10 protein-coding genes are annotated in these 14,410 nt (G+C 62.5%); 3 read left to right on the top strand and 7 right to left on the bottom strand.

The features are described 5' to 3' along the window. Positions 1 to 57: 57 nt before the first annotated feature. From rplJ to K3152_RS14315, 4 genes are all read right to left on the bottom strand, one after another. Complete coding sequence (gene rplJ / locus K3152_RS12235; RefSeq protein ID WP_221574423.1) at positions 58 to 573, bottom strand: 50S ribosomal protein L10; 516 nt, start codon at positions 571 to 573, stop codon at positions 58 to 60. A gap of 287 nt (positions 574 to 860) precedes the next feature. Next, a complete protein-coding gene (locus tag K3152_RS12240) occupies positions 861 to 1,088 on the bottom strand; it encodes a helix-turn-helix domain-containing protein (protein ID WP_221574424.1) in 228 nt (75 codons plus the stop codon). After that, positions 1,088 to 1,627 (bottom strand): DUF2975 domain-containing protein, encoded by a 540-nt coding sequence (locus K3152_RS12245; protein ID WP_221574425.1) that lies wholly within the window; start codon positions 1,625 to 1,627, stop codon positions 1,088 to 1,090. The genes K3152_RS12240 and K3152_RS12245 overlap by 1 nt, the downstream gene beginning before the upstream one ends. A 21-nt stretch (positions 1,628 to 1,648) precedes the next feature. After that, complete coding sequence (locus K3152_RS14315; protein WP_282098373.1) at positions 1,649 to 1,777, bottom strand: hypothetical protein; 129 nt, start codon at positions 1,775 to 1,777, stop codon at positions 1,649 to 1,651. Between the two features lie 159 nt (positions 1,778 to 1,936). On the opposite strand from K3152_RS14315, the gene K3152_RS12250 reads away from it, so the two are divergent. Next, entirely contained in the window at positions 1,937 to 2,608 is a 672-nt protein-coding gene (locus K3152_RS12250) for a DUF4956 domain-containing protein (protein ID WP_221574426.1), read from the top strand. Between the two features lie 9 nt (positions 2,609 to 2,617). Here K3152_RS12250 and K3152_RS12255 read toward each other — a convergent pair whose 3' ends face one another. From K3152_RS12255 to K3152_RS12265, 3 genes are all read right to left on the bottom strand, one after another. Next, positions 2,618 to 3,643: a CotH family protein gene (locus K3152_RS12255; protein ID WP_221574427.1), complete on the bottom strand. Its 1,026-nt coding sequence runs from the start codon at positions 3,641 to 3,643 to the stop codon at positions 2,618 to 2,620. After that, on the bottom strand, positions 3,640 to 4,755 hold the full coding sequence (locus K3152_RS12260; protein ID WP_221574428.1) for a metallophosphoesterase: 1,116 nt from the start codon (positions 4,753 to 4,755) through the stop codon (positions 3,640 to 3,642). The genes K3152_RS12255 and K3152_RS12260 overlap by 4 nt, the downstream gene beginning before the upstream one ends. Before the next feature lie 106 nt (positions 4,756 to 4,861). Beyond that, positions 4,862 to 5,485 (bottom strand): VOC family protein, encoded by a 624-nt coding sequence (locus K3152_RS12265; protein ID WP_221574429.1) that lies wholly within the window; start codon positions 5,483 to 5,485, stop codon positions 4,862 to 4,864. 317 nt (positions 5,486 to 5,802) lie between these two features. Here K3152_RS12265 and rpoB point away from each other — a divergent pair, with 317 nt between their 5' ends. Beyond that, entirely contained in the window at positions 5,803 to 9,984 is a 4,182-nt protein-coding gene (gene rpoB / locus K3152_RS12270; RefSeq protein ID WP_221574430.1) for a DNA-directed RNA polymerase subunit beta, read from the top strand. 60 nt (positions 9,985 to 10,044) lie between these two features. Continuing rightward, positions 10,045 to 14,370 carry a DNA-directed RNA polymerase subunit beta' gene (rpoC, locus tag K3152_RS12275; protein ID WP_221574431.1) on the top strand — a complete coding sequence of 1,442 codons (4,326 nt, stop codon included), beginning with the start codon at positions 10,045 to 10,047 and terminating at the stop codon, positions 14,368 to 14,370. Positions 14,371 to 14,410 lie beyond the last annotated feature (40 nt).

A 14,410-nucleotide genomic window follows, 5' to 3' on the forward strand; every position in this document is an offset into this window, starting at 1 on the left:
CGGGGTGTCCTGCGGACTCTGCCCCGATGAATATGTGTTCGTGCGTCGAACCAGCTCTTACGCGGCTTCCGTGGCGGCATATGCGCCGAAGACACGTGCGAGCTTGGCTGCGGGTGCGTTGACGACCTGGGCAACCTTGGTTGCCGGTGCGTTGACGAGACCCACGATCTTGCCGCGAAGTTCGTCAAGGCTCGGCATCGAGGCGAGTGCCTTGACCCCAGCTTCGTCGAGCTTCTGCGCGCCCATCGAACCGCCGACGATTTCGATCTTGTCGGTGGTCTTGGCGAACTCCACCACAGCCTTGGCTGCAGCAACCGGGTCCTCGGAATAACCAAGGGCGGTCGGACCGGACAGGAATTCATCGATTCCCGTATAGTCGGTGTCCTTCAGGGCGAGCTTGGCGAGACGGTTCTTCGCAACCTTGTAGGACGCACCGGCTTCACGCATCTTCGTGCGCAGTTCGGTCGACTGAGCAACCGAAAGGCCCAGGTTGCGGGTCACGACGACCACGCCAGCCTGGTTGAAGACTTCGCTGAGCTGGGCGACCGAATCGGCTTTCTGCGAACGATCCATGCCATACTCCTTCACTATGACCGCATCGGATGGCTCCGAAGCGATCGGCTACGTTTGTCCATGCCGATATTTCGACACGGGCGGGTCCGTTGATGGGGAAGGAGTGCGCCAAGTGGCGCGAAACGACAGGGGTTTAGCCTGTCATGAAAATCTCTTTTCCCCGTCTAGGCTGGAAATTAAGACCGGCAGATCCCGGTCACCAACTGTCTCGGACGGATGAGGGCGGATACAAAGAGACCCGCCTTCGGTGGCGGGCCTCTAAGGATTTCAGCGATTCTGTCAAGCGATCACTGTACGCTTTCGTAGGTGAGCAGGTCGCCCGGCTGGCATTCCAGTTCGCGGCAGATGGCCTCGAGCGTGGAGAAGCGGATGGCTTTCGCCTTGCCGGTCTTGAGGATGGACAGGTTGGCGAGGGTGAGGCCCACACGCTCGGCCAGTTCGGTCAGCGTCATGCGCTTGGCGTGGAGCAGGTCGTCGAGTTTGACCACGATATTGGTTCCTTCTTCTGCTGGCATCACACGGTCCCTTCGAGGTCGGCGCGCATGGCGGAGCCGTGCCGGAACACGCGGGCGAGAATGAAGAGCACGACGACCAGCACGATACCGCTGAGGTCGAGTCCCGCGTCGACAGTTATGCCTTCCTGGTCCTCGAAGATCTTGGCGATGTAGAGCGCAGCGCCTGCGGCAGGAATGGCGAGCAACTGTGCTGCGAGTGCGAGCCAGCCCATCAGGGTGAGGCGCTCTGCATTCTCGGGCACGAACGGATCGCCTTCTCCGACCGTGTCGATGATCTTGCGCAGGAGGCGCAGGAACCAGAAGGCTCCGACCAGGAAGATGATGGCGAACACCATAATTCCGAGCACGGCGGCAAGCGGGAAGACGAAATCGGGGTTATCGAACTCGACCCGCGCCTCGGCGGTAATCTTGTCACGCAGGAACAGGACGAGCGGCAGGCCGATGGTGAGCACGATGGCCGCAAAGCCGAGGATGGCTTGCATGACGACGACGATAATCCGGCCTGCGAGGAGCAGGGGGTCGTTGGGACGGGCAGTCATATTTCTCTCCGGAACGATGGCTTAGGCGAGCGTCGGCGCGTCGATGACGGCCAGCTGTGCCGGCGGCACGCTGGTCACGGCCTGAAGCGAGACGAGGGTGATGGTGATGGCCGCAAACGCGGCGGCAAAATGGTTGGTGAGACGGGGCATTTATCGAACTCCTTGATCGTCAATATCGATAATCAATAAGTCGCGTCGGGCTTATTGTCAAACGATAATATCGAAAATCGATAATGCTTCCGTTCGGGTCGTCGGTTTGGCCTCCCGCGCCCTTTGCCCTATAGCGAGGGCAGGGGAGAAACCCGGCCCATGATCTTCGGAAAGCTGTTCGTCAGGCTCACCCTTTTTTACCTGCTCGTGACCGGCGGGGTCGCTGCGCTTGTCGCGTTCGATCCCGAGCTGGCCGGCTATTTGCCGCTTGGCGGTGCGCAGACCCTGCTCAGCCAGTCGACCGGCGATCCGCTGACCGGCGTGAGGATTGGCGCGGAAAAGGTCGCCGATCTCGGCGGCTCGGTCCTGTGGCTGTTTATCGCGGTCACAGGGGCCGTCCTCACGACGCTGCCGCTCACCTGGACCTACATGGCCAGCAGGAGCCGCGCCGAATACGACCAGGCGCTGGTCGAGACGATGGTCGTGCTGCCCATCGCCGTGACGGCCATCGTGGTCATGGTGCACAATTCGCTCGCGCTGGCGTTCTCGCTGGCAGGCATTGTCGGCGGGGTGCGGTTTCGCAACACGCTCAAGAGTACCGGCGATGCGATCTACATCCTGCTCGCGATCGGAATCGGGCTTGCGGCGGGAATCGGCGCGCTGGAGATCGCGCTGGTGATGACGATCACCTTCAACTACGCCTTCGCCTTCCTGTGGATGGCCGATTACGGCGGCAAGGACGGTACCCACCGCTACCTGCGCTCGCCCGACCAAAAGCCTGCAGACGACGACGCGGACGACCACGAGCAGTCGGGCGAGGGGAGCGAGTAGCTCGCCGACTTAGCGGCAGCCGGACAGGACCTTGCGCTCAAGCTCGGCAATGTCCTTGTAGAACCCCTCGAGGTAACCGGTCATGCTGTCGCGCGACCGCGATGATGCGTGCGGCGTGGCCGCGATCTCGCGCTCGAGCTCGCCCCGGAGGCTGCGCAGCCGATCGGCCTCCGCCGGGACCAGCGCGTTGAAGCGACACAGCCCGCGGTAGACCCGCTGCCTGACCGAACGCGCGCGGATTCCCTCGTTCGGAACGGCGTAGCTGGCGTTGACCAGCCCGGAACTGTCGAAGTCGTAGGGGATGGGCGTAAGCCCGCTGCGTGCCCCGTTGCTGTCCCCGATGAGCCGCGAATTGTGACAGCAGCGATCCCCCGGCGGGCCCACCGCCATGGCCCAGTCGGTATTGCCGATAAGGTACTGGAAGAGGGCGTATCGCGCGGCATCCTGCTGGTCGAGTGCGGCCACGGGGACCTTGACGACATCCACTTCCTTGCGGCCAAGCCTGCGCGCGGCATCGTCGACATCTTCTATAAAGAAGCCGAGGCGCTCGGCTACCTTCTGGCCATCGTCCATGTAGGTAATTCGAGCAAGGCGGACGCGCAGGCTCTCGGGCGTCACCCGGTTGTATAGCCGGTATGCGGCATATTCGCGCAGCACCGCTTGCTCGAACCGGTCGTTGTCGCGACAATGGGTGACCAGCTTGATACGGCTGTTCCTGTAGAACAGCGATTGCGCCTCCGGCTTGTCGGGGAAAGCGACCCGAAGCGGCGGGAACTGGCAATTCTTCTTCTCCCGCCGGGTCTTCCCCCGCGCGGCAAGCGTGATCGCGTGTACCTCGCCCGCCGCCTCGAGCCGGGCAGGATGCGGCTCGGTCGAGCGCTCCGCCCGCTTCGCGATCCTATCTATCGGACCGGTGAGGGTCACCTCCAGCGTGGTATCGGACGCAAAAAGAGGCGTGACTTTTCCTGCGTTCTCCTGTGCAGCCAGCGGCGCTGCAACAGCCGCCGCAGCCAGCACCGGAGCGAGAACCTTCATGGGAAGCTCTTGGCGAATAACTGTGCACTCCAACTACCGTCCGCCTCGCGGCGGAACGCGCGCACCTCTTCGCCTTCGATCACCAGATAGCTGGCAGGCCCGCCATAATGCGCGGAGATCCCGGTATCGATCCGGAGCAGTTTGCCATCGAGGTCGTCGACAATCCCCTCGATCGACGGCGTATGTGCGACCACCAGTCGGCGCGCTCCATAGCGCGACAGGACGAGATCGAGCTCCTCGGAACGTCCGGGGCGCGGCACCGCGACTTCGTCAGCTGCTTCGGCCTGCCCTGCCTCTTCGTTCTCTCCGGGATTGGTCGCGGGTGCGACCACCGGCTCGCGCATCACATTCCCGCGATACCACAGCGGGCCAAGCGGGTCCTCGAGTATGGTGCGATCGGTGAGCGGGTCCGCCCCCAGCGCGTAAACGAACCGGCCATTGATCGCTTCGATGGGTTCGCGCGTGAACTCTTCGCTGAGCCCGCCATGGGCAAACAGCGTCTTGCCTAGCTGGATCACCGCGGGAAGTCCCGCCGCCCAGACGCCGAGCTCGCCTCCGGGGATCCATGCGCGGCGATGTTCGAGCATGCCGAGCGGGGTCTCGGCAATCCATTTCGTCTTGATTTCCTTGTCTGTCAGTTCGGCATCGGCCTGCCGGTAGAAGGCGATCAGCTTCTCCTTGTTCGCTTTCCAGACGGCCTCGCGGCGGCTTTCGGAGCGGCGATTCTCGAAGGCTTCAAATTCTCCCGGATGGACGTAGCGCAGATCGCCGATGGCATTCATCGCTTCGTGATTGCCAAGCAGGACGATGACCTTGCCGCCCGCTCCGGCGGCTTCTTCCTGCAAGGCCTGCAGGTGGCGGATGATCTTCAGCGAATCCGGGCCGCGATCGGTGATGTCGCCCATCTGGACGAGGGTGGTCTCACCGCCGGCCCAGCTTCCGCCTGCATCGATCAGCCCGGCCTCGCGGGCAATCGCTTCCCAGGCGGAGAAATCGCCGTGCAGGTCACCCACGGCCACGATCCGTGCAGGCGGCTCTTCGTGGGCTTGCGCGAAGGCGGGCGCTGCAAGCAGTGCCGTCAGCGTGGCCATCCAGAGCAACAGTCGGTGCATGCTACCTCCTGTTCGAAAGGGGAACACGATAGCATAATACAGGGCGACGGTGTCAGAATTCCGGCCATCCGGGGGCGGGCCGGGCCATCCGCATGGCCGGGAGAGATTATCGAGGGGCGGGAGTCGCCATCAGGCCCAGTGGGCGGCCGTCATTGTCCTCGACGAAGCCCATCCATTCCTCGCTGCCGTCCTCATGCGTATGGATGCGGTGGGGAGCGGAGACCACCTTTGCGCCGCGTTCCTCCATTTCCCGAAAGACCGCGTGGATATCGCCGACGCGGAAATAGAGGATGCTCTCGGGTCCGGCCTCGCCTTCGACCAGCATCAGGCGGGTGCCGTTACAGGCAAAGAAGGCCATGTTTCCGGCATCGAACAGCGGTTCGAGACCGAAAACGTCGCGATACCACTGCCGCGCCGCATCGATATCGCTCACCGTTCGGGCAATCTGCCCGATCGGGCCGAGGGCGTTTTCGCTGCTCATTTCGCTCTGTCCTTCCATGGCGCTACCCATTTCCACTCCGCTCCAGCGCCTCAAGTCGGCGCGGCTGTCCATGCCGAGCTTGCCGAGGATGTTGGAGACGTGAAACTTCACCGCATCGACGCCGACGCCTTGCCGGGCGGCAATCTGCGGGTTGGTCAGCCCGTGCCGCACGCCATCTGCGACCCGCCATTCGGCAGGCGTGAGTATGTCGGGATGGGCAGGGCGCCCGCGCTCCTTGCTGGTGCTCATAAGGCGAGTGTAGCGTGGCTTGCGACGAATTTCCCTACCCGGGGTTTTGCGCAGTTGACCTCGCGCGGGCGAATTCCTACATGCCCCCTCGACCGCACGCTTCGAGCGAGTCCGATTCATGCGCGGGGATCGGACACAGGATGGAGGCGGCGTTTCCATATCGCGACGCTTTTCATGAGCTGCAGCTGCCGCCGCTACCGGTGTGCATTCGCTGCGGCCTTTTTGCGTCTCCAGCGATATGGCTCTCACGCGCATGAGAACCCAATTCGCTCCTGTCCGCGCGGGAGCAAGCACACGAGAAGAGGTAACTACCCCTTATGGCTACCAAGGCGAAGGCACCCCGCAGCACGGCTTCGGGTACCGCAAAGCGGCGTATCCGCAAGATCTTCGGCGACATCCATGAAGTCGTCGATATGCCCAACCTCATCGAGGTCCAGCGCGAGAGCTACGAACAGTTCCTGCGCTCCGACAAGGACGCGGGCCACGTTTCGGGCCTCGAAAAGACGCTGCGCTCGGTCTTCCCGCTGCGCGACTTCGCCGGCACCGCCGAACTCGACTTCGTCCATTACGAACTCGAACCGCCCAAGCACGACATCGTCGAATGCAAGCAGCGCGGCATCACCTATGCCGCGCCGATGAAGGTCACGCTGCGCCTGATCGTCTTCGAAGTCGACCAGGAAACCGAAACCCGCTCGGTCCTCGATATCAAGGAGCAGGACGTCTACATGGGCGACATGCCCCTGATGACGGACAACGGTACCTTCATCATCAACGGCACCGAGCGCGTTATCGTGTCGCAGATGCACCGTTCGCCGGGTGTGCTGTTCGACCATGATCGTGGCAAGACCCACAGCTCGGGCAAGCTCCTCTTCGCTGCCCGTATCATTCCGTATCGCGGTAGCTGGCTCGACTTCGAATTCGACGCCAAGGACATCGTCAACGTGCGTATCGACCGCAAGCGCAAGCTGCCGGTCACCGCGCTGCTCTATGCCCTCGGCCTCGACAGCGAAGACATCCTCTCGCACTTCTACAGCAAGTCGGTCTGGAAGCGTGCCAAGGACGGCTGGGAAATTCCCTTCGTCGCCGAAAACTGGCGCGGCCAGAAGCCGGCCTTCCCGCTGGTCGATGCCAAGACGGGCGAAGAAGTCTTCCCCGCCGCGCAGAAGATTTCGCCGCGCGCTGCCAACAAGGCAGCCAAGGACGGACTCGAAACCCTGCTGCTGCCGACCGAGGAAATCTTCGGCCGCTTCGCCAGCGAAGACCTGATCGACGAAAACACCGGCCGCATCTACATCGAAGCCGGTGACGAAGTCTCGGCAGAGAACCTCGAAGTTCTCGACGCTGCCGGTGTCGACAGCCTCGAGCTGCTCGACATCGACCACGTCAACACCGGCCCGTGGATCCGCAATACGATGAAGGTCGACAAGGCCGAGAACCGTGACGAGGGCCTCGAGGCCATCTACAAGGTCATGCGCCCCGGCGAACCGCCGACCAAGGAAACCGCAGAAGCGCTGTTCGAAGGCCTGTTCTTCGATGCCGAGCGCTACGACCTGTCGGCCGTCGGCCGCGTCAAGCTCAACATGCGTCTCGACCTCGATGCCGAAGACACCGTCACCACGCTGCGCAAGGAAGACATCCTCGCCGTGGTCAAGGAACTGGTCGACCTCAAGGACGGCAAGGGCGAAGTCGACGACATCGACAACCTCGGCAACCGCCGTGTCCGCTCGGTCGGCGAACTGCTGGAAAACCAGTACCGCGTCGGCCTGCTGCGCATGGAACGCGCGGTGAAGGAGCGCATGAGCTCGGTCGACGTGTCGACCGTGATGCCGAACGACCTCATCAACGCCAAGCCCGCCGTGGCTGCCGTGCGCGAGTTCTTCGGCTCCAGCCAGCTCTCGCAGTTCATGGACCAGACCAACCCGCTGTCGGAAGTCACCCACAAGCGCCGCGTTTCGGCGCTCGGCCCGGGCGGTCTTACCCGCGAGCGCGCAGGCTTCGAAGTCCGCGACGTTCACCCGACGCACTATGGCCGCATCTGCCCGATCGAAACGCCGGAAGGCCCGAACATCGGTCTGATCAACTCGCTCTCGACCTTCGCGCGCGTCAACAAGTACGGCTTCATCGAGACGCCGTATCGCAAGGTGAAGGACAACAAGGTCACCGACGAGGTTATCTACCTCTCGGCGATGGAAGAGCAGAAGCACACCGTCGCACAGGCTTCGGCCGAACTCGACGACAATGGCGGCTTCGTGGAAGAGCTGGTCTCGGCACGCCAGGCCGGCGACAACCTCATGGCTCCGCGCGAAACCATCACGTTGATGGACGTCAGCCCCAAGCAGCTCGTCTCGGTCGGTGCATCGCTCATTCCGTTCCTGGAAAACGATGACGCCAACCGCGCACTGATGGGCGCCAACATGCAGCGCCAGGCCGTGCCGCTTGTCCAGGCGGAAGCGCCGTGGGTCGGCACCGGCATGGAAGAAACCGTTGCGCGCGATTCGGGTGCGGCCATCACCGCCAAGCGTGGCGGCGTGGTCGACCAGGTCGACGCGACGCGTATCGTCATCCGCGCCATCGGCGATGTCGAACCCGGCCAGTCGGGCGTCGACATCTACACGCTGCAGAAGTTCCAGCGTTCGAACCAGGATACCTGCATCAACCAGCGTCCGCTGGTGAAGGTGGGCGAGACGATCGAAGCCGGCGACGTTATCGCCGACGGTCCTTCGACCGATCTTGGCGAACTGGCACTGGGCCGCAACAGCCTGGTCGCCTTCATGCCGTGGAACGGTTACAACTACGAAGATAGTATCCTCATCTCCGAGCGTATCGTGAAGGACGACGTCTTCACCTCGATCCACATCGAGGAGTTTGAAGTCATGGCTCGCGACACGAAGCTTGGCCCTGAAGACATCACCCGCGACATCCCGAATGTCGGCGAGGAAGCGCTGCGCAACCTCGACGAAGCGGGCATCGTCTACATCGGCGCAGAAGTGCACCCGGGCGATATCCTCGCAGGCAAGATCACGCCGAAGGGCGAAAGCCCCATGACGCCGGAAGAAAAGCTCCTGCGCGCCATCTTCGGTGAAAAGGCCAGCGACGTTCGCGACACCTCGCTCCGCCTGCCGCCGGGCGTTGCCGGCACCGTCGTCGAAGTTCGTGTCTTCAACCGCCACGGTATCGAGATCGACGACCGTACGCGCGCCATCCAAAACGAGGAAATCGAACGCCTCCGCAAGGACGCTGCCGACGAACGCGCCATTCTCAACCGTGCAACCTACAACCGCCTGCGCGACATGCTCGTCGGCCAGACGGCTTCGGCAGCGCCCAAGGGCGTGAAGAAGGGCACGAAAATCACCGAGGACGTGCTCGAAGGCGTCGACAAGCACGAGTGGTTCAAGTTCGCCGTTGCGGATGACAACCGCCAGGCCCAGCTTGAAGCGGTCAAGTCGCAGTATGACGAGAGCGTGAAGGTCATCGACGACAAGTTCGAAGACCGTAAAGAAAAGCTCGAGCGCGGTGACGAACTCGCTCCGGGCGTGCTCAAGATGGTCAAGGTCTTCGTTGCCGTGAAGCGCAAGCTGCAGCCGGGCGACAAGATGGCCGGCCGTCACGGGAACAAGGGTGTCATCAGCCGTATCCTGCCGGTCGAGGACATGCCGTTCCTCGCCGACGGTACGCCGGTCGACATCGTCCTCAACCCGCTGGGCGTGCCTAGCCGCATGAACGTCGGACAGATCTTCGAAACGCATCTCGGCATGGCTGCCCGTAATCTGGGCATGCAGATCGGCGAACAGCTCGAAGAGTGGAAGAAGGCCAACCCGAACGCTTCGGAAGACTACGCCAAGGCGAAGCCGCCCGAAGCCGTGATGGAGCGCCTGAACGAAGTCTATGGCGACCGCTATGCCGAAGACCTCAAATCGCGTTCGACCGAGGAAATCGTCGAGCTCGCCGGCAACCTTGCCCGCGGCGTCCCGATGGGCACCCCGGTGTTCGACGGCGCGCGCGAAGGCGATGTGACTGTGGAACTGGAAAAGGCAGGCCTCGACGCAGACGGCCAGTCGGTCCTCTTCGACGGCCGGACCGGTGAAGCATTCGACCGTAAGGTCACTGTGGGCATCATCTACATGCTCAAGCTGCACCACCTCGTCGACGACAAGATCCACGCCCGTTCGATCGGCCCCTACAGCCTCGTCACCCAGCAGCCGCTGGGCGGTAAGGCGCAGTTCGGTGGCCAGCGCTTCGGTGAGATGGAGGTCTGGGCACTCCAGGCCTACGGTGCAGCCTACACGCTGCAGGAAATCCTCACCGTCAAGTCGGACGACGTCATCGGCCGTACCAAGGTCTACGAAGCCATCGTCAAGGGTGACGACACCTTCGAGGCCGGCATTCCGGAGAGCTTCAACGTGCTCGTCAAGGAAATGCGCAGCCTGGGTCTCAATGTCGAACTCAAGTCGCTTGCCGACGACGAGGACGACGACGGCCTCGCGATCGCGGCGGAATAGGGGAGCGCAAGTTCCCCACCGCTCTCCGCCCATTAGAATTACCCCTTAGGGAATTAAGTCATGAACGAACTGACCAAATTCACCAACCAGCTCGCGAAGCCCGAAACCTTCGACGAGATCCAGATCGGCATCGCCAGCCCCGAGCGCATCCGCTCGTGGTCCTTCGGCGAAATCAAGAAGCCGGAAACGATCAACTACCGTACGTTCAAACCCGAGCGTGACGGCCTGTTCTGCGCCCGCATCTTCGGTCCGGTGAAGGACTACGAATGCCTGTGCGGCAAGTACAAGCGCATGAAGTACAAGGGCGTCGTCTGCGAAAAGTGCGGCGTCGAAGTCACCGTGACCAAGGTCCGCCGCGAGCGCATGGGCCACATCGAGCTCGCCGCTCCGGTCGCGCACATCTGGTTCCTGAAGTCGCTGCCGAGCCGCATCGGCCTGCTGCTCGACATGCAGCTCAAGCAGCTCGAGCGCGTGCTCTACTTCGAGGCCTACATCGTCACCGAGCCGGGCCTTACCCCGCTCGAAAAGCACCAGCTGCTGACCGAAGACGAAATGCTCGAAGCGCAGGACGAGTATGGCGAAGACGCCTTCTCGGCCGACATCGGCGCGTCCGCGGTCAAGACCATGCTGATGGACCTGGACCTCGAGCAGGAAAAGGAAGACCTGCTGGAAGAGCTCGCGACCACCAAGTCGAAGCTCAAGCCCGCCAAGATCATCAAGCGCCTCAAGGTCGTCGAAAGCTTCATTGAATCGGGGAACCGCCCCGAGTGGATGATCCTCGAAGTCGTGCCGGTCATTCCGCCCGAACTGCGCCCGCTCGTCCCGCTGGACGGCGGCCGTTTCGCGACGTCCGACCTCAACGACCTCTATCGTCGTGTGATCAACCGTAACAACCGCCTCAAGCGCCTCATGGAGCTGCGCGCGCCGGACATCATCGTCCGCAACGAAAAGCGCATGCTGCAGGAAGCTGTCGACGCACTGTTCGACAACGGCCGCCGCGGCCGCGTCATCACCGGCGCGAACAAGCGTCCGCTGAAGTCGCTGTCCGATATGCTCAAGGGCAAGCAGGGCCGCTTCCGTCAGAACCTGCTCGGCAAGCGCGTCGACTATTCGGGCCGTTCGGTCATCGTGACCGGTCCCGAACTCAAGCTGCACCAGTGCGGCCTGCCGAAGAAGATGGCGCTCGAGCTGTTCAAGCCGTTCATCTACGCCCGCCTCGACGCCAAGGGTCTTTCGATGACCCTCAAGCAGGCGAAGAAGTGGGTCGAGAAGGAGCGCAAGGAAGTCTGGGACATCCTCGACGAAGTCATTCGCGAGCACCCGGTACTTCTCAACCGCGCACCGACTCTCCACCGTCTCGGCATCCAGGCCTTCGAGCCTGTGTTGATCGAAGGTAAGGCGATCCAGCTCCACCCGCTGGTCTGCGCCGCCTTCAACGCCGACTTCGACGGTGACCAGATGGCCGTCCACGTGCCCTTGAGCCTCGAGGCGCAGCTGGAAGCGCGCGTGTTGATGATGTCGACCAACAACATCCTCTCGCCTGCCAACGGCAAGCCGATCATCGTGCCGTCGCAGGACATGGTCCTCGGCCTCTACTACCTGTCGATGGAACGCCAGGAGAAGACGCCCGAGTTCATCGAAGGCGACGATGGCGAGAAGCACGAGCAGCTGCCGATGTTCGCCGACATGGCCGAAGTGCACCAGGCTCTCGAAGTGAAGTCGGTTACGCTGCACTCGAAGATCATGGCGCGCGTCCCGCAGGCCGACGAGAACGGCAAGGTCGAGATGAAGCGATTCGTCACGACGCCTGGCCGTATGCTCATCGGCGAATGCCTGCCGAAGAACCACAAGGTTCCCTTCGACATCGTCAACCGCCTGCTGACGAAAAAGGACATCGCCGACGTGATCGACGAGGTCTATCGTCACACCGGCCAGAAGGACACGGTGCTGTTCGCCGACGCCATCATGGTGCTGGGCTTCCGCCACGCGTTCAAGGCCGGCATCTCCTTCGGTAAGGATGACATGATCATTCCCGACAGCAAGGCGGGCATGGTCGAAGAGACCAAGGCGCTGGTTGCCGATTACGAGCAGCAGTACCAGGACGGTCTCATCACCCAGCAGGAAAAGTACAACAAGGTGATCGACGCGTGGAGCCAGTGCGGCGACCGCGTGGCCGACGCCATGATGGAAGAGATCCGCTCGCAGCCGGTCGACAAGGACGGCAAGGAAGCGCAGATCAACTCGATCTACATGATGTCGCACTCCGGTGCGCGTGGTAGCCCGGCGCAGATGAAGCAGCTGGCCGGCATGCGCGGCCTGATGGCCAAGCCTTCGGGCGAGATTATCGAGAACCCGATCATCTCGAACTTCAAGGAAGGCCTTAACGTCCTCGAATACTTCAACTCGACCCACGGTGCCCGTAAGGGTCTCGCGGATACGGCGCTGAAGACGGCGAACTCGGGTTACCTGACCCGTCGTCTGGTCGACGTGTCGCAGGACTGCGTCATCGTCGAAGAGGATTGCAAGACCGACAATGCGCTCGAAATGCGCGCCATCGTGCAGGGCGGTAGCGTTATCGCCTCGCTCGGCGAGCGCATCCTCGGCCGTACGGTTGCCGAAGACATCGTCAACGCTTCGACCGACGAAGTGATCGCCAAGGCCGGAACGCTCGTCGACGAGCCGATGGTCAAGGTCATCGAGGAAGCCGAAGTGCAGGTCGCCAAGATCCGCAGCCCGCTGGTCTGCGAAGCCAAGCAGGGCGTTTGCGCCACCTGCTACGGCCGTGACCTTGCTCGCGGTACGCCGGTCAACATCGGCGAAGCTGTCGGCGTCATCGCCGCACAGTCGATCGGTGAACCCGGCACGCAGCTGACCATGCGTACCTTCCACATCGGCGGTGCCGCACAGCTCAACGAGACCTCGCATCTCGAAGCCGTGTCGGACGGTAAGGTCGTCTATCGCGACATGCCCACCATCACCGACAAGAAGGGTCGTATCCTGTCGCTCGCCCGCAATGGCGAACTGGCAGTGATCGACGCCGAAGGCCGCGAGCGCGAAATCCACAAGGTGCCTTACGGTACCGTGCTGATGCACAAGGATGGCGGCAAGGTGAAGGAAGGCGATCGTCTTGCAGAATGGGATCCGTTCTCGCTGCCGATCATCACCGAGCAGTCGGGTGTGGTCCGTTTCCAGGACCTCGTCGATACGCAGACCATGGAAGAGCGCGTCGACGACGCCACCGGTATCGCCCAGCGCGTCGTTACCGAGCTGAAGACCACGGGCCGCAAGAAGGAAGACCTTCGTCCGCGCCTCACGCTCTTCAACGATGCCGGCGACGACAGCGAAGCGGCGCGTTACATGCTCGCTCCGGGCACGGTGCTGTCGGTCGAGGACGGTCAGGAAGTGCAGGCAGGTGACATCCTCGCCCGTGCTTCGCGTGAAGCAGCCAAGACCCGCGACATCACCGGTGGTCTGCCGCGCGTTGCCGAACTGTTCGAGGCCCGCGTGCCGAAGGACAATGCGATCATCGCCAAGATTTCGGGCAAGATCGAATTCGTCCGCGAATACAAGGCCAAGCGCAAGATTGCGATCGTTCCCGAGGAAGGTGATGCAGTCGAGTACCTGATCCCGAAGACCAAGATCATCGACGTCCAGGAAGGCGACTTCGTCAAGAAGGGCGACACGCTGATTTCCGGCTCGCCGAACCCGCACGACATCCTCGATGTCCTCGGGATCGAGGCGCTGGCCGAGTATCTCTGCACGGAAATCCAGGAAGTCTACCGACTGCAGGGCGTGAAGATCAACGACAAGCACATCGAGGTGATCGTTCGCCAGATGCTGCAGAAGGTCGAGATCACCGACGGTGGCGACACCGTGCTGCTGCCGGGCGAACAGGTCGACCTGGAAGAAATGAACGAGACCAATGCGAAGCTCGCGAAGAACAAGGAGCCTGCCAAGGGCACTCCGATCCTTCTCGGCATCACCAAGGCCTCGCTCCAGACGCGTTCGTTCATCTCGGCCGCGTCGTTCCAGGAAACCACTCGCGTGCTGACCCAGGCTTCGGTCGAGGGCAAGAAGGACACGCTGGTCGGCCTCAAGGAAAACGTCATCGTGGGCCGTCTCATCCCGGCCGGTACCGGCGCGGGCATGAACCGCATGCGCGTGACCGCTTCCAGCCGCGACGCTGCGCTTCGGGCACAGTGGAAGAAGGCGCAGGAAGCGATCATCGCTGCCAACACCGCAGAAGAAGAGCACGAGGCAGAACTCGCCCAGGGCCCCGAAGCTGCGATCGGCGACGATCCGCTGGCGGCGATGGAAGGTGAAACCCACGGCACCGATGCCGATGCAGGCGAATACCTCAACGAAGACGCCAAAGACGGCGAATAAGCCAGTCCATGGCGACTAACGAATTGGCCCCGCCGGAGCG

It is taken from the genome of Qipengyuania polymorpha (assembly GCF_019711435.1).
GTDB lineage: Bacteria > Pseudomonadota > Alphaproteobacteria > Sphingomonadales > Sphingomonadaceae > Qipengyuania > Qipengyuania polymorpha.

Excerpts from the sequence above, each read along its gene's own strand:
- rplJ (WP_221574423.1), bottom strand. The coding sequence starts at position 573 with ATGGATCGTTCGCAGAAAGCCGATTCGGTCGCCCAGCTCAGCGAAGTC.
- K3152_RS12240 (WP_221574424.1), bottom strand. The coding sequence starts at position 1,088 with ATGCCAGCAGAAGAAGGAACCAATATCGTGGTCAAACTCGACGACCTG.
- K3152_RS12245 (WP_221574425.1), bottom strand. The coding sequence starts at position 1,627 with ATGACTGCCCGTCCCAACGACCCCCTGCTCCTCGCAGGCCGGATTATC.
- K3152_RS14315 (WP_282098373.1), bottom strand. The coding sequence starts at position 1,777 with ATGCCCCGTCTCACCAACCATTTTGCCGCCGCGTTTGCGGCCATCACC.
- K3152_RS12250 (WP_221574426.1), top strand. The coding sequence starts at position 1,937 with ATGATCTTCGGAAAGCTGTTCGTCAGGCTCACCCTTTTTTACCTGCTC.
- K3152_RS12255 (WP_221574427.1), bottom strand. The coding sequence starts at position 3,643 with ATGAAGGTTCTCGCTCCGGTGCTGGCTGCGGCGGCTGTTGCAGCGCCG.
- K3152_RS12260 (WP_221574428.1), bottom strand. The coding sequence starts at position 4,755 with ATGCACCGACTGTTGCTCTGGATGGCCACGCTGACGGCACTGCTTGCA.
- K3152_RS12265 (WP_221574429.1), bottom strand. The coding sequence starts at position 5,485 with ATGAGCACCAGCAAGGAGCGCGGGCGCCCTGCCCATCCCGACATACTC.
- rpoB (WP_221574430.1), top strand. The coding sequence starts at position 5,803 with ATGGCTACCAAGGCGAAGGCACCCCGCAGCACGGCTTCGGGTACCGCA.
- rpoC (WP_221574431.1), top strand. The coding sequence starts at position 10,045 with ATGAACGAACTGACCAAATTCACCAACCAGCTCGCGAAGCCCGAAACC.